The organism is Colwellia sp. 20A7 (assembly GCF_009832865.1).
GTDB lineage: Bacteria > Pseudomonadota > Gammaproteobacteria > Enterobacterales > Alteromonadaceae > Colwellia.
Genome location: NZ_CP047130.1, coordinates 504,223 through 527,669, shown reverse-complemented (window position 1 = coordinate 527,669; position 23,447 = coordinate 504,223). Strand labels below are relative to the sequence as shown.

The window sequence follows — 23,447 nt, the reverse complement described above, 5'->3', positions numbered from 1 at the left end:
AGCACTATCAAGCTAGAGTATAGCAAAAGTAATATTTTAATAATCTCAATTAATTAAGAATATCTTAAACCAAATTCAGGTTAAATAAGTAAAAAAGCTGAAAGAAGCACTAAGTTACGATAAACTTAGCCACAATCAAAAATATTAAGTCTATTAAACACCCCTTCTCAAGTGTTTAATAGCGTTGGTATTTATCATTCCCTACGTTCAAGTAAGATATCTATGCCTGACCTAATAGAACAAGAATACATTCAAGAAAGACTACACCAAATCAATGAAGCACTTGATAGCGGTATGTTTGTCTATGTAAGAAAATTATTACAAGACATGTCTGCTTATGATCTAGCGCTATTCCTTGAGTCATCTCCTGCTAAAAGTAGAGCCGTGTTATGGCAACTTATCGATGCTGAGCACCATGGTGAAGTACTTGAAGAACTAAATGAAGAAGTACGAAAAGGTATTTTACAAAGCATGCGGCCTGAAAAATTGGCTGCTGTTGCGGAAGGCATGGATGTTGATGATTTAGCCGAAGTATTACGTACCCTACCAGATACAGTTTATAGAAAAGTTCTTGATTCTATGGACTCACAAGATAGAGCACGCGTCGAGACCGCCTTATCTTATGACAAAGAGACCGCTGGCGGTATCATGAACACTGATACCATTACGTTACAGCCTGAAGTGAGTGTTGATGTAGTGCTACGCTACTTACGCCTAAAAGGTCAGCTACCTGAAGCAACAGATTCATTTTATGTTGTCGATAGAAGTAACCACTTTATTGGCGCGGTATCATTAGCCTCCATTATAACCGCCAACCCTGAAGTTATAATTTCAAAGCTGATTGATGAGGAAATACAAGCTGTACAAGCGAATATGAGTGAGCATGATGTTGCACAATTATTTGAAAAGCATGACTGGTTTTCTGCTCCTGTTATTGATAAAAAAGGCCATTTACTCGGTCGTATCACTATTGATGATGTTATTGATATAATTCGTGAAGATGCAGAACATTCCATGATGAGCATGGCTGGTTTAGACGATGAAGCAGATACATTTGCTCCAGTATTAAAAAGTACAAAACAACGCTCTTTATGGCTAGGGGTGAATTTAATTACCGCCTTATTTGCAGTAGCTGTCACTAGTATGTTTGAAGGTCTATTTCAGCAGTTAGCAATATTAGCAGTACTTAATTCGTTAGTGCCGAGTATGGGTGGCGTTGCTGGTAATCAAACGTTAACCTTAGTTATACGTGGTATGGCATTGGGCCATGTAGGTAATAGCAATGCTCGCGCGCTCTTACATAAAGAAGTCGCTATCGGCTTCCTCAATGGCATAATTTGGGCTTTGTTGATTGCTTCAGTTGTCGCTATTTGGAAACAGGATTTAATGCTAGGAGTCGTAATAGCTTTCGCTATGTTGATGAATATGACCGCTGCAGGTTTAGCCGGTGTTGCTATTCCATTATTACTTAAGCGTTTTAATATTGATCCTGCGCTTGCTGGCAGCGTTATTATTACCACAGTCACTGATGTTGTTGGTATTTTTGCCTTTTTAGGTACCGCTACACTACTTTTGACATAACCTTTTACTTTGGTTGTAATAATCATAAGCAGTAAGAACATAATACACTCGGCTCTTACTGCTTAAAGCTCAATCTATAGGTTATTGACCAGCTACTTGCATCTCATCAATTAATATTGAACCAGTACTAATACTACCGTGTCTATCAAGATCAGAGCCAACGGCAACAATGCCTTTAAACATTTTATCTAAGTTACCTGCAATAGTAATTTCACTTACCGGATAAGCGATAACACCATTCTCTACCCAAAAACCTGCGGCTCCGCGAGAATAATCGCCATTAACAACGTTTACCCCTTGTCCCATCAACTCAGTCACTAATAAACCTGTGCCTAACGTTTTTAACATAGCATCAAAATCTGCAGCTTTACTGCCTTTTGAGGCTATATTTTTATCTTTTACTAACCAGTTATGAATTCCGCCAGCATGTCCGGTAGTCGTTAAGCCTAGCTTACGTGCGGAGTAACTTGTTAAAAGGTATGTTTGCAGTTCACCATTGGTAATTATATCTCGGTCTTGAGTCAATACACCTTCACTGTCGAATGCGCTACTAGCCAATGCTTTAGCAATATGAGGACGTTCATAAATGGATAAAAAATTAGGAAAAACATCCTTGCCTATAGCATCCATCAAAAATGATGATTTACGGTATAAGTTACCGCCGCTAATTGCAGCAATAAAATGTCCCCAAACTGTATTGGCGATATCAGAACGAAACAACACCGGAACTTTCATAGTAGATAACTTTTGTGGATTTAAGCGTGATATAACTTCGCTCGCCGCTTTTGCGCCAATATCTACACCGCTATCTAATAGTGAAAAGTCACGATTAACATCGTAGGCATAATCACGCTGCATGTCATCACCGCTACCTGCAATCACAACACAGCTTATGCTATGTCTTGAACTAGGGTAAGCAACCAACTGACCATGACTATTGCCATAAACTTTAAAACCCGAAAAACAATCTAGATTAGCACCATCTGAATTTGTTATGCGTTTATCACTATCTAAGGCACTACGTTCACACTCCTTAGCTATTTCTATCGCTTGTTCAGTGCTTAGGTCTTTAGGGTAATATAAATCTAAGTCCAGTGGCTTCATTGCAAGCAATTCTTTATCGGCTAAACCCGAGCAATCATCAACAGACGTATATTTAGCAATATTAACAGCAGCTTCAACTGCTTGAGTCAGTGCCTTTTCTGATAAATCAGCCGTTGATGCGCTCCCCTTACGGCCTTGTTGATAAACAGTTATGCCTAAAGCACCGTCATTAGTAAACTCTACATTTTCAACTTCACCAAGACGTGTACCAACACTTAACCCTTGTTGACGACTCATAGCTACTTCAGCACCATCAGCGCCTAAAGATTTAGCAAGTTCAAGAACTTTAGCCACTCGTTTTTTTACTTGGCCAAGTTGTTCAATTAATGGATCCATAGGTTGATTTACTTTCGTCATAATGTTTTTATCTACTTATTTGCTGCGTTTTGAGTTTAAATTAAGATTTAAGCTAAGGTTTAGATTTAAAATATTACTTTATTAGTTTTTGCGCATTTAAAATCAGGCTATAATAAAGGCAATATTTATATAAATTACATTAGTAACCATTATGCCCCAGTCAGCCAACGATATCGACGACTTAACACCAGAAATGGACGAAGAATTAAAAAGTAAAACAGAAATAAAGAGAGAAATGCATAGATTGCAAGATTTCGCTCAGTCTTTGGTGGAGATGTCGAAACATCAACGTAGCCTAATTCCACTTAGTGACGACTTAAAAGATGCAATGGTCGTTGCTGATAAAATTAGAAACAAACATGAAGCACTTCGCCGTCATATTCGACATATTGCAAAAATATTACTTGAAACGGATCTTGAACCTATTCATCAAGCCATTGACGTTATGGCAAATAAGCATCAACAAGCAACAGCTAAGTTTGTTCGTTTAGAAAATTTAAGAGATGAATTAATAGAACAAGGCAATGGCGCTATTGAAAGTTTATTAGCAGAGTTTGAACAGATGGATCGCCAAAAACTTAAACAATTGGTTCGCCATGCGGCTAAAGAGAAAAAAGCGGAAAAGTTAGGTAAGCATTACAGAAACTTATTTGATTACCTAAAAGAGACTAGTTAACAGTAGTGTTGCATTAGAAAGCGGCAAGCAACTGACTAAAAGATAGAAGAAGACGCTATATTAGGGTCGAATTTCAAAAACAAAATATGATGAATATTTGGTTTTCAAAATTCGTAACTAATAGCTCTTTTCTATTGAGTACCACCAATAGTAATTCCATCAACCCGCAAGGTCGGCTGTCCAACACCAACAGGTAAACTTTGACCATCTTTACCACACACACCAACGCCAGCATCGAGTTTAAGATCATTACCTACCATAGAAACATTCTTCATTGCTTCTGGTCCACTACCAATTAAAGTAGCTCCCTTGATTGGTGTAGTAATTTCTCCATTTTCAATTAAATAAGCTTCTGAACTAGTAAATACAAACTTTCCTGAAGTTATATCTACTTGTCCGCCAGCAAAATTAGGTGCATAAATTCCTTTTTTAACAGATTTAATAATATCTTCAGGATCAGACTCTCCTGCTAGCATATAAGTATTAGTCATACGTGGCATAGGTAAATGAGCATAAGATTCACGTCGGCCATTACCTGTTGGTTTTACACCCATTAATGAAGCATTATGCTTATCTTGCATATAGCCTTTTAAAATTCCTTTTTCAATTAAGACATTATATTGTCCCGGTGTACCTTCATCATCTATATTCACTGAACCACGACGATTTGCCATAGTACCATCATCAACAATAGTACAAAGCTCTGAACACACCTTACTGCCAACTTTACCTGAAAAAGTTGAAGAGCCTTTACGGTTAAAATCACCTTCTAAACCGTGACCTACCGCTTCATGCAATAATACACCCGGCCAGCCTGCGCCAAGTACCACAGGAAAAGTGCCTGCAGGTGCATCAACAGCAACCAAATTAACCAAGGCTTGACGTACTGCTTCTTCTGCGTAAGTTAAATAACGAGGCTTTCCTTGCGTTGTATTCGTTGATACTGATTCAAAAAAGTAACTATAATCAGTTCTAGCACCGCCACCAGAGCTTGCTCGTTCACGTTTACCGTTATCTTCGACTAAAACAGAGCAATTCAAACGTACTAAAGGTCGAATATCAGTGCCATAAGTACCATCACTTGCTGCTACTAACACTTTTTCATAAACACCTGAAAGGCTCACTATTACCTGACTTACTCGACTATCAACTTGTCTAGCATGTGCTTCGACCTGATGTAATAAATCAATTTTTTGTGATTGTGTTAAACTACCTAGTGGTTCTACTGACTGATAAACCTTAATTGGAGACTGACGTTTAAACGCTTGAACTTGTCCGCCTTGCCCTGCATCAGCAATACCTTTAGCTGCATCTGCCGCCTGCTGTAAGGCTAACGGTGATATATCATCAGAATAAGCAAAACCTGTTTTCTCGCCTGATATAGCACGTACACCAACGCCTCGCTCAATATTATAAGAGCCTTCTTTAACGATACCGTCTTCTAGCATCCATGATTCATGCTGACTAGATTGGAAATAAAGGTCAGCAAAATCAACTTGACGCCCCATCATACTATTTAATGTTTTAAATAAAATATCATCATCAATATGACTATCAGCTAGTAAAACTTGTTCAACATTATTCATTTATCACTCAACTTAACATTAGGTTTCAGCAGTATGCATTAAAGGCATACTTGATCGTATTCGTTTAATTTCTTGTGGGATGAAATCACTACTAATAATTCCCTCACCTTCTTCAATGGAAGCTAAAATCTCACCCCAAGGGCTAATAATCATTGAATGCCCCCAGGTTTCTCTTCCATTTTCATGTACACCTTCCTGTCCTGCAGCAATAATATAAACTTGATTTTCTATCGCTCTTGCTTGCAGTAGGGTTTGCCAATGAGCTTTACCAGTGACACGAGTAAAAGCACTCGGTACGGTAATAATGTCAGCTCCCATTACTGTTAGCTTTTGATATAGTATTGGAAAACGTAGATCAAAGCATATCGTTAAACCTATATTCACGGAAGGTGTTTTTACTATACAGAGTTTATTACCTGCTTGAGTAAATCGTGATTCACAATAAGTTTTTTCACTGTCTGCAACATTTACATCGAATAAATGTATTTTATCATAACGACCTATTAATGTTCCGTTTGAATTAAAAGCACAACTACTATTGGTAAATTTATTGCCTTCAGCAGTTAACAACGGAATTGAGCCAGCAATAAGTGTTACTTCATACTTTTTCGCTAAAGCACCTAATGCAACCTGCAGGTCATTATTAGCGTGTGACTCCTGTGCAAGTGATAACTGAGCATTATCTTTTGCGCCAAAAAACAAACAACATTCAGGTAAAACCACAATATGCTTATGATTAGTTGCTAATGTACTCTGACTCGTTAACTTTATAAGCTCTTGCTCTATAACTTGTAAATTATGTTCAACATTTGCTTTAGAGTTAAGTTGAATAGCACTGAGTTTAATCATCATTTAACTCCTCAAGTGGTTTATTGTCATTATATGGGTCTTGTTTATATTCTTGCTCAAGTAAGCTAGGTGATTGAGGTTCTTTAAAAGACTTTGTATTCGTTTTACCTTCAACCTTATCTGTATTATCCACAAATTCTGGAGGCTTTGAACGGCCAACACTGACATCCCGACTCTTGCGATTCACTTCTTTAAAATTAGGATCACTCACATCCCCCGTTAACTCAAAGTTAAATTCAGAAACGACTTGTGAAGTAATCACTTGGTCTATTGCTACCCCTGCTAAAAATACAACTGGATTTAATGTCGCTATCCATGCAAGTACTGGTAGGCTAGAAGTTAGGTTAGGCTTATAAGACATTTTATAATCAAGGGTGTTATTTACAAAACTAGTATTACCTTTAATATATAAATTCCCTGCGGAGCCATTCATACGGGTATTATCAGTATATAAAACACCTTCTTTTATATGATATTCGCCTTCAATATCTTTATAAAACATACCATCACTAAAAATATCTCTAAAATCTAACGTTAGCTTACGTACAATAGATTGTAAGCTTAATACAGAAAAAATACGTGCCTTGTCACTCACATCAGCTAAGTAACCATCATCTATATCAGCTTTAAGATCCCCATTAAGTTGACTTAAATCAAAATCTTGAGGACCACCTTGCCAATTTAAATCAAAATCAAGTTTACCACCGCTATCACGTATAATAGACGCATAACCTAGCTGTTCTAATTCATATTCAATATTTTTTAACGATAAGATTCCCGAGACCATGGTTTTTGAAGTGTCACCAACCTTCTGCCATTCACCTGATAAGCTAAATTCAGCTTGTTCACGCTTAGCTTGAAAGTTTTCTATTTTAATCACATTGTCATCAGTACGTATCAAATCAAACTTAACACTTCCCAAATTTAAGTCGTCGACTAAACAACGTTCGCAAACAAAATTCATCTTGGGTATGTTGGCAAAAACATTTTCGCTGGTTAATCCAGTCATAGCTAAGCTATTTGCTTTTTGAGCTACTTTTTCATTTGTATTTATTGTTGTACCACTTGTTAAATAAAGAAAGTCTGCATTAATATCAAGTCCTTGCTCGAGCCAGCTTGGATAAATCTTAATCTGACTACGTGTTTCTTTAGCATTAAGCTCTAATAACCACCAATTCGTTTTATCTAATAAGTTAAAAGAAACATTATGAAGATTTTGTCCTAGTACCGCTAAGTTTTCTATCGTTCCACGAATACGCTCAGGGTTAGAAAATAACCCTACCGATGGTTCAATCGTACCATCAACATTTGGCGGTTTTTTCACTTGAGAAGTACTACTAATAATATCAGAAATAAAGGGCTGCCATTCACTAGCAATAACGTCACCTAAGTTGCTCGTAATATGAAAACCATTCATTGGTAAGAGCATTTTTTCATTGCCAAGAACAATATGTGCTCTAGCAAAGTGGTTAGTATTATGATCTAAAACACCAAAAAAACTGAGGTTATCACCATAGGTTGCGTTAAAAACTGATTCATCTAATTGCCCCTTTATTTCTATTTGTAAAGGAACCTTAGTTTTAGCTAATTTATAATAGGGCTCAGGAAACTTAATTTGTAATGGTTCTAAATTTGAATCAAGATTAAATTGATAAGAAAAACCACCACCATGATGCTGATACAAAGATAAATCGCCTTGAAGCTGCAATTGTCCATCGAAATACTTTTGCAAATCAGGTGATACATGTTGTAACCAAGCATCGTTACGCCAATCAGCTTTAAGCGCTATATCTGTATTATAATAATCTGTTTTATCAATTCCGTTCACGACTATTTCTAATGGTAAACCACGCCAGATAAGTGACAAATTATTTGTAGTAATAAAATCATTTTCAAACGTTAATTGCCCATTTACTTTCTCAAAATCCATTCTCGGCGTTTGTAAAGAAACGGTATTATTCACAAAATTAACAATACCACTAGCCAATACCTTTTCAGTTGCGTCAAATGGTAAAGCTAAATGAAACTCACCATTAATGTTTCCACCAACATTTAATTGCTGTAAGACACTACCTACACTATTTTTAAGAGAGCTTTTAGTCATTAAATTAGCAATATTAATGGCTGAAGAATCTTCAATTAAGGTATCTACTGTTAAAACTTTGTCATGAGTTAAATCATCTATAGCGACTTGAACTCCAGCCACATTAAGTCCGGTTAGGCTACCTGAACGCCCAGTAATTAACATACTATTATTAGTAAAGTTCAAATTTGCAGATAAATCCTTTATCGCTGGCCAACTATCATCAAATTTGAATGTTGCCTCTTCTAGTTCAGCATCAACAATAAATGTGCCTGAATTATCAATAAAAGGAAATTTACCTAGCTCTCCATTTATTAATACCTGAGCTTGATTTATCTTGCCATCAACTAAAGCGCCATTTAAATAGGTAACTAGATTATCACTCATTGCTGTTAGCGGATAATAATGCCCAGTTTTACTAGCGTCCCCCTCCGTTATATTCGCTAATAACGACATAGTCATTGCATCATTGGTGGGGGAGTTTATAGTTAAATCGGCAGCTAATACTAATTCTGTAGAATAGAGCTCAACATTATTAATCTTCAATTGCCAACCAGTTTCCATCATTGATAAGTCAATTATTGCTTTCAATGAATCATAAGGGACAGGTGCAACAAGATGTTTATTAAAATCTAAAGCCCCTTGCTCTGCAGCAAAATTTACATTTAAGTGCTGTTGATTATAACTAAGCGAACCTGAAACATGATCAACACCGGGTATTCCTTGACTATACTTAGTCGACACATCGCTAAAATTAGCAACAGCTTGAATATCGAGTGATGTTTTTTTGAAAAAAGCATCACTTGCTTGACCGCTAATATTTAAGTTAGACATCAATGCTTGTTTACTTGGAGACTCAATAAATAAGGGTGATAGGTGACTAATTAAAGATAAATCTAAATAGGAGAGGTAAATATAATAATCTTGAGCAGTTTTAGTCATTTGCACTGTGTATTCTTCTACTGCGTCTACATCTAGTTGCAATAACATAGGTGTGCTATACAGCTTAAAGCTTTCAGGATCCTTCCCTTCAACAAGTAATAACTGACCAGCACTTAACTTTAGTAAATGAGATTTTTGTTCTACTTCACCATCATTTTGGGCGTTTTCTTGCCAACTAATAAAGTTATCATTTAACGATAATTGTAAACGTTCAACGCCGCCATTATTTACTTGCAACCAAGCTGAAAACCCAATATCAGTTTTAATTTGATCATTATCAATGGTTAAAATATTATCAAGCCAAGGTGTAATATCTAGATGATTTGCATCAACATAAATAATACCTTCCAACTCATCAATTGAATGCCCATTAATATCTATTTTCAGGCTTAAATTGTTTGAACTTAATTCATCAACAATAATATTACCTTGCGCTTGATGACGATCGCCAAGATTTAACCAATCTAAATTATTCACTCTAAACTTCTGTTTCAGTGAATCACTCTCTATTGCTATATCACTGTTTTTTAGAGAAAAACGATTAATCTGATTTAAAAAAATATCAGCAATTCGTTCAAAACCATCAAGTGGCTTATCATTTATATCTTTTTCTTGTGTACGCCAAATGTTTTTTTGTAATGTAACAATAGCACCATCAAGTATTAAATTATTTGATATCAAGTTTCGTTTGGTTAATGTTGCCCAAAAATCAATTTCAACTTCTAAATGGTCAACATAAACATAAGCACCGTTAGTTTCGACTAAAGTAACGTTATTGGCGATTAATGTTGGTCCAGATAGTTGCCAGCTCATTCCTAAGCCACCAATAACAATGTTGGTTTGGTTTTTTGTATTTATGTAGTCTTGAAAATCTTGCTTATAATTTTCAACATAAGGGAGGAACAAGCGAAACGCGCTAATCAATACCGCTAACAATACCAGCATAATAGCCAATATTTTATAAAGACGGTTAAGCCAACGGTTAGATACGCTTGCAATCGACATTAATAACTCTTCCTCTAATCAGATCTGTTGTTTGATATAAGCAGCGCTGACACTACATCATTACAACATCAAATTGTTCTTGAGAATACATAGCTTCAGTTTGAACTTTAATGGACTTTCCAATAAAAACTTCAACTTCGGCCAAAATATGGAATTCATCATTAACAAGAAAATCACTAACAGCAGAAGAAGCATAAACAATAAACTTATCTGCATCATGAGCACGGTTTACTCGTACTATTTCACGTAAAATTTCAAAACATACTGTTTCAACAGTTTTTAGATTACCACGTCCAGTACAAACAGGGCATTCTCCACATAAAACATGCTCTAAACTTTCTCTAGTGCGCTTACGTGTCATTTCCACCAGCCCTAGTGAAGAAAAGCCATGAACACTAAATTTAACGTTATCTTTTGCCATCGCCATTTCTAAACTATTTAACACCCGACGCTTATGATCTTCGTTATGCATATCAATGAAATCAACAATAATTATCCCGCCAAGGTTTCTCAACCTTAATTGGCGTGCAATCGCTTGTGTAGCTTCAATGTTTGTACTAAAAATAGTATCTTCAAGATTTCGATGTCCAACAAAGGCACCAGTATTGATATCAATGGTAGTCATTGCTTCTGTTTGATCAATAACTAAATGTCCACCTGACTTTAATTCAATTTTACGATGTAAAGCGCGCTGTATTTCTACTTCAACAGAAAACAAATCAAAAATAGGTCTTTCACCCGGGTAATATTCCATTACTTGTGTTAACTCAGGAATAAACTCTTCAGTAAAACTTCTAAGTTGCTCGTATGTTAATTTAGAATCAACGCGAATTCGTTCAAATTTAACACCGACAAAATCTCTTAATACTCGTAACGATAAAGACAGATCTTGGTAGAGGGGAAGATCTACCTGCTTACGTTTTTTTCGTTCTTGAACTTTTTTCCAAACTCTTCGCAAAAACTCAGCATCATGTTTTAATTCTTCCTCACCAGCCCCTTCTCCTGCGGTGCGAACTATAAAGCCTTGTTCCTCATCACAATAAGGGCTTACAATGCTTTTCAACCGCTTACGTTCACCTATATCTTCAATACGTTGAGATATGCCAGCATGACTTGAATGCGGCATTAAGACTAAATAGCGAGATGCGATAGTAATATCTGTGGTTAAACGAGCACCTTTTGAACCAAGTGGATCTTTTACCACTTGTACCATTAAAAGTTGACCTTCATGAACCAAAGCTCGAATATCAGGTACCTGTTCAGTTTCTTCATTTAAAATAAGTTTAGAGTTAATGTCTGATGCATGTAAGAATGCTGCCTTATCTAAACCTATATCGATAAAAGCTGCTTGCATACCAGGTAAAACTCGAATGACTTTCCCTAAATATATATTTGAAACAATGCCACGTTTCGCTTCTCGCTCAATATGAACTTCCTGCAAAGAACCATGCTCAATTAACGCTACTCGCGTTTCGCTCGGTGTTACATTGATTAATAATTCACTACTCATTTGATATTAATCCCTTGTTAATGCTTGATGGCAAAGCTACTTGAGCTAACAATTGTGCTGTTTCATATAAAGGTAATCCAACAACAGCTGAGTAACTGCCATTAATAGTCGTTACAAATTGCCCACCAATTCCCTGGATAGCATAAGAACCAGCTTTATCACACGGCTCTCCCGTATTCCAATAACGCTTAATTTCGTCAACAGTTAACGGTTTAAAATGAACTTGAGTTTCTACAAGTTTAGTTATTGCATTAAAATGTTGTTTTGGTTTTTTATGATCTTGAGAAATAACCGCTATTGCAGTTAATACTTGATGTTGTTTATTTTCAAGCCGCATCAAGGTGGTTATACATTCGGCTTCATCAATTGGTTTCCCTAAGATTTCACCATCAATAACGACACTCGTATCTGAGCCTAAAACAATTGTCTGGTCTTGTTGCTCTGCTGTTAAAGCAAGAAAAATTGTTTGTGCTTTTTCTTTTGCCAAACGTACCACATAATCTTGAGGTTTTTCATTACAATAAACAGATTCATCAATATTCGCAGGCAAGGTAATAAATTGGTAACCTAATTGCGCTAAAAGTGATTTTCTTCTAGGCGATTGAGACGCCAAAATAAGTTGCTTCATACATACTCAAGTAAAATTGCTATTTAATAGAAAAATGTCGGCGCACTTTACGTAACAAATAAAACACCCATGGCCACAAAACAATTGTAGTTATAACCGGATATAAGTAGCTAGTAAGAAAAGCAACATCAATTAAAAAACGTTGTAACCAAAAAACGACTAAGTGATATAAAGCTGCTAATACACCCGTAATAAGAGCTTGCTGCCAGATAGAGAAATTACGTATTTTCTGAAAATTTTCTGCAACAATATAAACTGAAATAGCCATTGCTGCGGCATGAACGCCTAAAACAGAACCAAGAATAACATCAAGTAAAAACCCCATAATCCAAGCAGTAATAATGTTCACTCGATCGGGTAAGGCCATACACCAATATATGAGTACAATAAGCACCCAATCAGGTCGAAAAGCATCAACACTTAATGGTAATGGCATTATACTCGCGATGATAGCGATTAATAAAGTCAGTAGTATTATTACACCGTTATGAGCAGACATTAATTCACAGCCTTAGTTTCGGTTTTTGGTGCAAAAATACTGATAGGATCTTCATCTGATAATAATAACAAATAACGCAGGCGGTCAATTTGTGCGATAGGTTTACTGTATACCCTTAAAAACTCTCTAGATTCATCGTTACTTATATACGAAATGGTAGCAACAGGATAACCTTCGGGGTATTTCCCTCCTAAACCAGAAGTAACCAGCATATCGCCTATTTTAACGTCAGCACTTTGTGGTACAAAATTATGATTTAATCTATCTATTTGCCCGCTTCCCGACGCGAGTAACCTTAACCCATTACGCTTAACCCGAACAGGTACGGCATGGGAAGTGTCGGTAATAAGAATAATCCGAGAAGTTGTTTGACCAACGTGTAATATTTGTCCAACAATACCTAATGCATCGAGTACGGGTTGGCCTTCATACACACCATCTCTTGCACCACGATTAATAACCAGTTGATGACTATAAGGATCACTATCTACAGATAGAATTTCCGCCACCATTTTCTTCAGTTCACTACGCAATGGGGAAGCAAGTAAAGTACGTAAACGTTCATTTTCTTGTTTTAAAATATCAAGTTGCATCGCTTGTTCATGAAATACCAGCTCATTTAGTCGAAAATGTTGATTCTCATTCATCAATTGTTGACGTGTGGTGACATTAGTTGATATCCATGTCATTGTAACTTTCGGTGAATTAGCAAGGTATTGCAAAGGGCTGATCATAGACTGTAAATAACCACGCAATGATTCAAAACTGGCCATTTTATGATCAAAAAAAACTAATAGAGCAGAACAAAACAGCACCAAGACAAGTCGGTGCTGTGGGGATGGACCATGTTTAAAAATTGGGTTCATAGAAAACCAGTTATGAATTGCGAACTTCTAATTACAAATTAATACTTATGACTTTTAAACCATAGAAAGAAAATATTTAACCTAGTTGAATTTTTGCATACCTTAATTTAAGTAAAAGGAAAAAGTACAGAGTGACAACAGCCACTACATACCTTGACCACAATAATTAAATTAAAGCGCAATAAGCACTAACTACATTTACTCATAGGAGAAAAGGTCGCCACCATGCATATCTATCATTTCGAGTGCTTTACCACCACCTCTTGCCACACAAGTAAGTGGATCTTCTGCCACAACAACAGGAATACCGGTTTCTTCCATTAATAAACGGTCTATATCTTTTAATAATGCACCACCACCAGTAAGCACCATTCCACGTTCTGAAATATCTGAAGCTAATTCAGGTGGAGACTGTTCTAAGGCAACCATAATAGCACTAACAATACCTGTTAGAGGTTCTTGTAAAGCTTCAAGTATTTCATTGTTATTTAAGGTAAAGCTACGTGGTACACCTTCAGCTAGGTTACGACCACGAACTTCAATTTCAATTAACTCATCACCTGGATAAGCTGAGCCGATTTCATGCTTGATTCGCTCTGCAGTAGCTTCGCCAATTAAACTGCCAAAGTTACGACGTACATAGTTAATAATAGCTTCATCAAACTTATCACCACCGATGCGCACTGATGACGAATAAACGATACCATTTAAAGAAATAATACCGACTTCTGTAGTACCACCGCCTATATCAACTACCATAGATCCCGTTGCTTCAGATACAGGCATACCTGCACCTATTGCTGCTGCCATAGGCTCATCAATTAAATGAACTTCTCGAGAACCTGCACCCATCGCTGATTCACGAATGGCACGACGCTCTACTTGCGTTGAACCACATGGAACACAGACCAAGACTCTAGGACTAGGACGTAAGAAGTTATTACTATGCACTTGTTTTATAAAGTGCTGTAACATTTTTTCAGTAACAAAAAAGTTAGCTATAACGCCATCTTTCATTGGGCGTATCGCTTCAATATTACCCGGTGTACGGCCAAGCATCAGCTTTGCAGCAGTACCAACAGCAGCAACACTTTTTGAGCCACCGGTACGGTCTTGACGAATAGCAACCACTGAAGGCTCATCTAATACGATACCTTGATCTTTAACATAAATAAGGGTGTTGGCTGTACCTAAGTCAATTGATAAATCGTTAGAAAACATACCGCGTAATTTTTTAAACATAAGCTCGAAATGTCCTGTGAAAATGCGAGTTAATTAGAGCGTGTTATTACTTTAGAATAACAGATCGAACAATGATACCTCAGTATTACCAATTTGTGTTGCTTGTTTTGTATAAATTGCAAAAAAATATTTTTTTCGCTAAAAAAATGACAAAAATCATCATTCAAGCAGATAAAATAGACATATCAATATAGTAGTACTGAGCCCACATTGATAAATTAGTCACTTCTAACCTCTTTTCATATATCTTCAACCGGAGAAATATACCCTTGATACCCTTGTACCTTCAATGCATCAAAATGTGTTAACTGCTCTTTATCTTCAATACCGGTAATAATGACATCAATTTGCAAACCTTTAGCGACATTAACAAGTGCTCTGCAAAGCTCTTTGTTCTGATTTAACTTATCATAATAGGCAAATGATAAATCTAATTTAATATAATCAGGTTGTAACTTATGTAAGTAGTCTAAAGATCCAATTTGACGTCCACATTGATCTATCCCTATTTTAGCCCCCGCAGCTCGAGTAATTTCAGCCAAATGAACACATTGCTCAAATAGATTGATGGCTGCCGATTCAGGGATTTCAAATGAAATACGTTCCGCATACATTGTTCGTGTAAGAAATGCGCTTAACCATTGAATAAATTCAGCGTTTTGTAAGCTATCATGAGTAAGGTTAATCGCGATACCCTTTTCTGCTTTCGCTAAAATATTTTGTTGTTCAATTGACTCTAATAAGCATTGATCGAGTTGAGCACCTAGTGACATCAACTCAATAAAAGGCATAAATTCTGACGCCGTTACTATTTTTTCATCAATGGTTAATCGACAATATATTTCCCGATGAATTATTTCTTGTGTCGATATACTTACAATAGCTTGCCATTGAAATATAAAAAAGTTGTTATTAATAGAGTCGACTAATTTACTACGCCATTGTTCTCTACTATATTTCTGCGGTTGCTCAGAATCTATCCAACAGCTTATTTTATTAGTTTGTTGTGCTTGTTGTAAGGCATTATCTGACTGCGCTAATAAATCAGAAGCATTCATGTTCTCAATACGTTGGCTAATACCTAGAGAAAAACGCGTATTAGAAGTACAGCCAGCTTTAGTAATTTCTTGATTAATGATTCTGATTAACGACTGTAAATATAATTCGATCGTACTTTTTTCTGCTTTAGTAATTAAAAAAGCAAACTCAGTGTTAGCAATGCGGGCGATCACACTATCCGCAATTTCAGGCAGCTCTGTTTGCATTCTTTGTGAAACAACCTTAATAATCTCATCTCGTCCTTGAAAACCATACTTGGTATAAATATCTTCTAGCCAGTCAAATTTTGCTAATATAAGGCCACCAAAACCAGGTTCATTTAACCAATTATTGATTTGTGCTGACAAATATTGACGATTAGGCAATTGTGAAACATGGTCGATTAATTTATCTTCTTTGAGTTCATTAACTTCTTTATCTAACGTGGAAAATATTTGCTTTAATTGCCCTGACATTGAGTTTATGGCACCAACAACATCTTTTAACTCCGTAGTTTTTGGTAACTCAATATCATGACTGAATTTACGCTCTGAAATTTGCTTTGCTTGAATAGCAATATTGTTTAACGGCTTTAAAATACGATTAAGTTTAAACCATAGTACAATAATAGAGAGTATAAATAATAACGATAAAACCATCACAGTATCATTCATTACACGCCATAACTCTTTATAGCCAAACGCTGGGTGCCCTTCTATTTCAAGAGTTGCTAACTGCATCCAACCTGAAGTAATTAATGTTTCTTTTTTCTGAGATTTAAATAAATCTAAGTTAATAAACCATTGAGGTACCCCTTCGATAAGAATAGGATTCTCCCAAACTTGCACCTTATCATTAGCTAACCATTTAAGTGTAACTTTACGATAAAACCCACCTTCAAAGATAACATTCACTAAGGTTTCAGCGGTAACAACATCTCCTGTTTCAAGATGAGGCTTTAACATTAGTCCTAATGAAGTAATTGTATTATTTAAATCTGATTCCATTTGCTGACTCATAAAATCACGCGTTTGGGTAAATTGAAAATAAACCAAACTTGTCATGACTAATAAAAACAGTCCGAATAGTAATGAGTTTATTTCTCTAAATAAGGTCATGATCTTAAAACTCCATTTTTAGCTTGGGTTGTTTAAGTTTTGAGGTAGTTATACGTTCTCGTAAATCGCGCCAAAGTTTCAGTTTTGATGATTTTCCGCTAATCACACCACGCCCCTTCTCTTTGTTTAGCCATAGTTGACTAGCATTAAAACTATATATTGGGATTAAATCGTTTCGCTGACTTGCCGGCTTAATAACACCGTCAATATTGTCTAATATTAACGGCATGGCATTAGGTGTATCATAATAAGCAAGCACCATATGATATTGATTCAGTTTTACCGCTTTTACCATGGTGATCCTCATTTTTTCATCCGCAATACCAAGCTCTAATAATGTAAAATATTTAGCTATTGAATAGTCTTCACAATCTCCGCCATTAACACCAATAAACTCAATAGGTGTTGCCCAATAGTTACTTACACCCCAAAGTATTTTATCGTCAATAAACCTAAAAAGATTAAAAAAACGGTTCACTTCTTCTAGTCTTTCAAACTCAGAGATACCTGACTTCTGCTGCATTAACTTAAACCAAGTCTTACCTCGTTTACCCGCCCTTTCACCATAGCTTTGTGTTAACGATGATATGATTTTTTCTTCATCAAGTGGCAAGATAGATTTAGCAAGAATAGCTGGTGAAAAAATAATAATCAGTAGTACTTGAACAGATTTAATTCCAATACTTTTAAAAAGAATATCGCTCTTAATACTACTCATTATAATTAATTAGCTTGGTCTACCGTATAAATGGTCCATTTGAGTTCATCAATATTTTCTATATTTGAAATCTCGGCCATTATACGACGATTAACTGCATGATCTTGCTCCGTATCACCCATGACTTCTAAACGCTCAAAACCATAACCAATAGTAGAAATTCGACTTTTATTAATTGCAAAGTCATTCTCTAACACCAAAGCTACAGCCTCGGCGCGAGCATTAGAAAGCGTTTTATTCAACGCAGTAGTACCAATTTTACTGGTATGACCTTCAATTAATACATTAATTGCAGAATTTTTTCCCAAAATGTCTGCTAACTTACTAATTTCAGCATAAGCGGCAGCAGGTATTTCCGAAGAATTACGTTCAAATTTAATATTTATTTGCAAAGGTTTTATAGTAGATATCTTAGTGCCACAGCCGTAATTATCGACAGAAGCTCCAATGGTAGTTCCATCACATTTCTCTCGCGCTTTTATTACACCATCACTATCATCATCAGTTAAATTGAACTGTTGTTCAACCGAATCCTCTAAGGCAACAATACGTGTATCAGCACATGCACTAAGCAGTATACTCGTCACTATAATAGTTAAATATATTGGAATATATTTACTTATGTTCCGTAAAAATTTATTCATTATATGCTCCTTCTTCATATTCGTGCTCTCCCTTCCATGCGTTTGACTTAGTCACTCTTAACGAGTCTAGTAATTGTCCTGTAGCATTTAATATACGGTATTTAGCACTTAATTCATTAAAGTCTGCATCTAAATAATCTTGACGAGCTTGAAACAGTTCATTTTCAGTATCAAGTAGATCAAGTAAATTTCGTTGACCAATATCAAATTGCTGCTTGTAGGCTACTTGCGTATCTTTAGAGGTTATAACATGTTGCTTTATATATTTTTTTTGTAAAGCTAACATTTTAAAGGCATTCCAAGCCAAACCAAAACTTTCTGTTACTTGCCTATGAGCACTCGCATTAATATCTTGTGCTTCTGACACTTTATAGGCTGCACTTCTTTCACTAGCAATATCTTTACCACCAGAATAAAAGTTATAGCGCAGACGTAACATTGCTGAGGCATCATTGCGGTGACCACCAACGTCAGCCCCAAACTGATTCAATCCACTCTCGCCTCCGATATCATTATCAGAATTAGCTGCCAACTCTAACGATAATGTTGGATAGTAACTTGATTTTACGGCGCTTTTAAATGAACGTGCTGCCCTTATATCTTGTTTAGCAGATTTAATGACTGGATGACGCTTGATCGCTAAATCTAAGCCTCTTTCTTTATCTTTAGGTAACATATCAGCATCAGGTACTGGTATCACTAAATTTTCAGGTAATGTGTTTGTTAAACGAATAAACTGTGTTCTTGCATCAAGGTGATTATTACGCGCCGATATCATATTTGATTGTGCCCGAGCTAATCGTCCAGTAACTTGAGAAAAATCAGCAATATTACCTAATCCAGAATCAGTACGTTCTTTTATTTGTTGATAAATTATTTCATGTGACTCAATATTTGTTTTCGCTAGTTCAATGAGTTGCTCTGTTTTAATAAAATTTAAATATGCTTTAGCAACTTGTAAAGCGAGATCTTCAGCATTAGAAATTAGAGTCCATTGCTCTGCACTTGCTTCAAATTTAGTTCTATCGATTTCATTACTAGTAAACATGCCATCAAAAAGTATTTGTTTGATACTAATGCCAAATTCACCACGCGCCAATTCAGTTTGACCGTTACTATTATTAAGGTCGCTCCTTCTATTACTTGGCGTATCTGTATATTCATAACCATAACCAGCGGTTAAATCAACAGTAGGAAAATACCCTGCTGAAGCACGGTTAACATCTTCTTCTTTAGATTTAAATCGAGCAAAAGACTGACGAATATCAGGATGAGTATCAAGTGCTTCTGCAACCGCTTGCTCTAAACTTTGAGCATTACTACTAATAGACCACAATGTCGATAAACCTATAACACTAAGTATTGCTATTTTATTCAAGTTAAAAACAACATTATTCATAAATATTCCCTGTTTGTATTATTTTTTTATTCTTAATTTTAGTTAAGTGCTATCGTTCCCTAAGTGCAGCTTCGTTCGCGCGTAAGATGGGGTTTAAAATATATTCTAAAATAGTTCGCTTGCCAGTGATGACATCAACTTCCGTTAACATCCCTGGAATGATTGGCATCGCTTCACCTTTCTTATTCTTTATACTTGAAGCATCAGTACGAACTCTAATAAGGTAAAAACTATTACCTTCCTCATCTTGTGTCGTATCTGCACTTATATGCTCGACCTTACCCTTCAACCCACCATATCGAGTAAAGTCATAGGCTGTAATTTTAACAACTGCAGGTAATCCCGGATAAATAAAAGCAATATCTCTTGGTTTTATTTTTGCCTCTACCATCAATTTATCTTCTGTTGGTACGATTTCAGCAATTGTTTCTCCTGGCTTTACTACTCCTCCTAATGTATTGATATGAATTGTTTTAATCGTACCAACAACTGGAGACAATATTAAGGCTTTAGTGACTTTATCTTGAGCGCCCACTTGTGATTCATTAATCCGGGATAATTTATTTTGCATATCATTAAGCTTTGCTCTTGCTTCTGATCGATAAGCAAGTGCCGTTTCACGACGATTTAATATTGACTCTTGTAATGAAGACTTTAATTTAGGTGATAATAAGCGTACGGCACTTAATTCCCCTTTAAGCTCATTAACACTGCGTTCTAATTTATATAATTCTATTTTAGAAACTATATTTTTTTCGGCAAGCGGTCGAGTAAGATCAAGCTCTTTACTTGCTATTTGATAGCTTATTTTCAAAGTGTTGATTTTAGAATCTAATTCAGCAATTTCTTGTTCTCTTTGTTGAATTTGTTGCTCTTGAATCGCTAGTTGATTTATTAAATTGTCTAACCTTCCTGAGTATTCTTCTTTTTGTCTTTCAACCATAAATTTAGCATTTTCGACAAGATCATCAGGATAAATAGGTATTTTTTTATCAATGTCTATTTGACGCTGCCATTGCTCATTATGGCCAATTAATATACTTGAAAGTTCAGCTCTAAGCCTAATTACATTAGCACGCAAACTGCTAACCTCTTGTTTTTGTTCTGCAAAATCTGATCTAAAACGGGTATCATCAATTCTTGCTATAGGTTGCCCCTTCACAACTTGCATACCTTCTTGTACAAATAGCTCTTGTAATACGCCACCATCTAAACTTTGAACAATTTGAACTTGTGTTGAAGGGATAATTTTACCTATGCCCGATGTGACTTGCTGTAGTGCGGCAAAATAGGCCCACACAAGAAAACACAAAAGTAAACTAGCCATAGCCCAAATAGTTAGTCGATGTAAACTTGGCACTTCAGTTAACATTGCCCCATAGACATCATCAGCCATCTCTAAATCTTGTTGACTCACCTTCATGCGCTTGTCTCTTGATTTAATTGATTGCCTTTTAGTTTTGCTAGTACCTCATCCTTTGGGCCATCTATTATTAGTTTACCTTTGTCCAAAACAAGGATTCTATCAACCAGTTTTAACAAGTCCATTTTATGCGTGATTAATAGCATGGTACGATCTCTAGCCGTCGCATGTATTGATTTAATAAATTGCTTTTCAGCGCGAGCATCAAGACTAGCAGTTGGCTCATCTAATAGTAATATTTGAGGTGAATTTAAGATTGCTCTTGCTAGCACAATAGACTGCCTTTGCCCACGTGACAGTGCGTTCCCACTCTCACCAACTTGTTGATCAAGTCCTTGGCTATTATGATCGGTAAAAATATTGACACCAGAAAGCTGCACCGCCCGAATCAATTGGTATTCAGTAACCTGTCTAGTACCAAAGAGGATATTATCTCTAATAGTACCGTGAAATAACACAATATCTTGTGGTAGATAACCAATATTCTTGCGTAAATCACTTGGGTGTATTTGTTGATAATTCAAACCGTCAAACTGTATGGATCCTTGACTTGGTTGATAGAGTCCAAGTAATAATTTAGCTAATGTGGTTTTACCTGAACCATTATGTCCAACAATTGCGATTCTTTCACCTTGCTTTATCTTTACAGACATTGGTTGTAAAGAGGGAATGTCTGAATTAGGGTATTTAAAACTCACATTTTCAGCATTGATATTACCCGCTAGCTTATTTCTGCTCACTAAATGCGCTTTATCTTCAAACTCACCTTCCTGATCCATTAAAATATCAAGTTGTTTTAATGCACTTAAGGTTTGATTAGAGCGAGTCATTAAGCCTGCAAGTTTAGCGACAGGTGATATAGCTCTGCCTGTTAACATCACAGCAGCAATAATTCCGCCCATTGATATTAAGTTTTCTGATACACGATATACACCTAAAACAACTACTGCAACAACCGATATTTGCACGATAAAACTGGCAAAGTTTAACACTGAATTAGTAATTATTTTGGATTTAAGCAACCAAGTAGAAGTATGACCTATCATTTGTTGCCATGCATTTTGAACAACACCTTCTGCACCATTCGCCTTAATAGATTCTAATGTACTCAAACATTCAATTAAATGACCATGTCGTAAACTTGAAAATTTATTAGTTTCTTCAATCGCCGCTTTTAGTTTCGACTGATTTAACAAGGTATAACCAATAATAAGGAAAGAGCCGATAATAGGAAACATTACCAAATCACCAGCGACAAGCCAGATACAGAACATAAAGAGCAGTGCGAAAGGTAAATCAACCACAGCACTAATGGTGGCTGACGATAAGAATTCTCTAACATTATCAAACTCACCTATTTGCTTAGCCATACCACCAACACTGGGTGAGCGCTTTTCAAGTGGCATACCTATTGCTTTTGCAAACAGTTTAGAAGAAACTTCTATATCAATTTTTTTACCCGCAACATCAATCAAATAACCACGTAATTGTTTTAGTACTAAATCAAATATATAAGCGATACCTGCACCGATAGCTAAAACCCAAAGAGATTCAAAGGCTAAATTAGGAACAACCTTGTCATACACATTCATCACAAACAGCGGTGAAACTAATGCAAAAATATTTACCATTATTGAGGCTATTATGACATCACGGTAAATAGATGAAGTATTTTTAATTTTTTCCCATAGCCAATGTTCTTTAGAATTATCATGATGAACATCGAAATTTCTATCCCCACGATATTGTTGTTTTATTAAAAACAAATATCCAACAAAGCTTGATTCGAGCTCTTCAATACTTAATTGTTCTTCTCCACCTGTTTCAGGTAAAGAAACTATCGCCTTATTATTTTCAATATCAAGTTCTTGTAATACTATCGCTTTTTTATCTTTAAGCATTAAAATACAAGGCAATAACATTGAAGGAAGTTCGTTTAAGCCTTTGCGCACAAGCTTTGCACTTAAGCCCGCTCTAGAAGCTGCTTGAGGTAATAGTTCAGGTGTTAAATTTGTTTCTGTTAAGGGTAAGCCAGCTGAAAGCGCATCAGCAGAGCAAGGATTCCCAAAATGCTCAGTGAGGAGCACTAAACTATCTAATAAGGGATCTGAACTTAACTTTTGCGAAGCATTGATTGACCATTCTGATGACGGTTGCACTGTTGATTGCACGAAGTATT

Annotated in this window: 17 protein-coding genes; 2 read left to right on the top strand and 15 right to left on the bottom strand. The window is 36.0% G+C overall.

Annotated elements, in window-relative coordinates; all coding sequences use genetic code 11:
- The first annotated feature begins 222 nt into the window (after positions 1–222).
- Positions 223–1,581: a magnesium transporter gene (gene mgtE / locus GQS55_RS02240; RefSeq protein WP_159817564.1), complete on the top strand. Its 1,359-nt coding sequence runs from the start codon at positions 223–225 to the stop codon at positions 1,579–1,581.
- 81 nt (positions 1,582–1,662) lie between these two features.
- On the opposite strand, the gene pmbA is transcribed toward mgtE, so the two are convergent.
- Positions 1,663–3,042, bottom strand: a complete 1,380-nt coding sequence (gene pmbA, locus GQS55_RS02235; protein WP_159817562.1) for a metalloprotease PmbA — start codon at positions 3,040–3,042, stop codon at positions 1,663–1,665.
- A 151-nt stretch (positions 3,043–3,193) separates the two neighbouring features.
- On the opposite strand from pmbA, the gene yjgA reads away from it, so the two are divergent.
- Positions 3,194–3,718 (top strand): ribosome biogenesis factor YjgA, encoded by a 525-nt coding sequence (gene yjgA, locus GQS55_RS02230; protein ID WP_159817560.1) that lies wholly within the window; start codon positions 3,194–3,196, stop codon positions 3,716–3,718.
- A gap of 131 nt (positions 3,719–3,849) precedes the next feature.
- On the opposite strand, the gene tldD is transcribed toward yjgA, so the two are convergent.
- From tldD to GQS55_RS02160, 14 genes are all read right to left on the bottom strand, one after another.
- Positions 3,850–5,304 (bottom strand): metalloprotease TldD, encoded by a 1,455-nt coding sequence (gene tldD, locus GQS55_RS02225; RefSeq protein WP_159817558.1) that lies wholly within the window; start codon positions 5,302–5,304, stop codon positions 3,850–3,852.
- A gap of 18 nt (positions 5,305–5,322) precedes the next feature.
- The gene (locus tag GQS55_RS02220) at positions 5,323–6,156 is read right to left on the bottom strand and encodes a carbon-nitrogen hydrolase family protein (RefSeq protein WP_328698887.1); all 834 of its coding nucleotides are present in this window, start codon (positions 6,154–6,156) and stop codon (positions 5,323–5,325) included.
- Positions 6,146–10,183, bottom strand: a complete 4,038-nt coding sequence (locus GQS55_RS02215) for a YhdP family protein (RefSeq protein WP_159817556.1) — start codon at positions 10,181–10,183, stop codon at positions 6,146–6,148. The genes GQS55_RS02220 and GQS55_RS02215 overlap by 11 nt, the downstream gene beginning before the upstream one ends.
- Before the next feature lie 52 nt (positions 10,184–10,235).
- The gene (rng, locus tag GQS55_RS02210) at positions 10,236–11,693 is read right to left on the bottom strand and encodes a ribonuclease G (RefSeq protein WP_159817554.1); all 1,458 of its coding nucleotides are present in this window, start codon (positions 11,691–11,693) and stop codon (positions 10,236–10,238) included.
- Entirely contained in the window at positions 11,686–12,321 is a 636-nt protein-coding gene (locus GQS55_RS02205) for a Maf family protein (RefSeq protein WP_159817552.1), read from the bottom strand. Before GQS55_RS02205 ends, rng begins: the two co-directional genes overlap by 8 nt.
- Positions 12,322–12,340: 19 nt before the next feature.
- Positions 12,341–12,820: a rod shape-determining protein MreD gene (mreD, locus tag GQS55_RS02200; RefSeq protein WP_159817550.1), complete on the bottom strand. Its 480-nt coding sequence runs from the start codon at positions 12,818–12,820 to the stop codon at positions 12,341–12,343.
- Entirely contained in the window at positions 12,820–13,686 is an 867-nt protein-coding gene (mreC, locus tag GQS55_RS02195) for a rod shape-determining protein MreC (RefSeq protein ID WP_159817548.1), read from the bottom strand. The genes mreD and mreC overlap by 1 nt, the downstream gene beginning before the upstream one ends.
- Before the next feature lie 198 nt (positions 13,687–13,884).
- Positions 13,885–14,928, bottom strand: coding sequence for a rod shape-determining protein (locus tag GQS55_RS02190; RefSeq protein ID WP_159817546.1), 1,044 nt, complete (start codon positions 14,926–14,928; stop codon positions 13,885–13,887).
- A 239-nt stretch (positions 14,929–15,167) separates the two neighbouring features.
- Complete coding sequence (locus tag GQS55_RS02185) at positions 15,168–17,084, bottom strand: bifunctional diguanylate cyclase/phosphodiesterase (RefSeq protein WP_159817544.1); 1,917 nt, start codon at positions 17,082–17,084, stop codon at positions 15,168–15,170.
- A 4-nt stretch (positions 17,085–17,088) separates the two neighbouring features.
- A complete protein-coding gene (locus tag GQS55_RS02180; protein WP_159817542.1) occupies positions 17,089–17,802 on the bottom strand; it encodes a transglutaminase-like cysteine peptidase in 714 nt (237 codons plus the stop codon).
- A gap of 5 nt (positions 17,803–17,807) precedes the next feature.
- Entirely contained in the window at positions 17,808–18,446 is a 639-nt protein-coding gene (locus tag GQS55_RS02175; protein ID WP_236559737.1) for an OmpA family protein, read from the bottom strand.
- Positions 18,439–19,845 carry a TolC family outer membrane protein gene (locus GQS55_RS02170; protein WP_159817538.1) on the bottom strand — a complete coding sequence of 469 codons (1,407 nt, stop codon included), beginning with the start codon at positions 19,843–19,845 and terminating at the stop codon, positions 18,439–18,441. The genes GQS55_RS02175 and GQS55_RS02170 overlap by 8 nt, the downstream gene beginning before the upstream one ends.
- A gap of 49 nt (positions 19,846–19,894) precedes the next feature.
- Positions 19,895–21,268, bottom strand: coding sequence for an HlyD family type I secretion periplasmic adaptor subunit (locus tag GQS55_RS02165; RefSeq protein ID WP_159817536.1), 1,374 nt, complete (start codon positions 21,266–21,268; stop codon positions 19,895–19,897).
- Entirely contained in the window at positions 21,265–23,439 is a 2,175-nt protein-coding gene (locus GQS55_RS02160) for a type I secretion system permease/ATPase (protein ID WP_159817534.1), read from the bottom strand. The genes GQS55_RS02165 and GQS55_RS02160 overlap by 4 nt, the downstream gene beginning before the upstream one ends.
- Between the last annotated feature and the right edge of the window lie 8 nt (positions 23,440–23,447).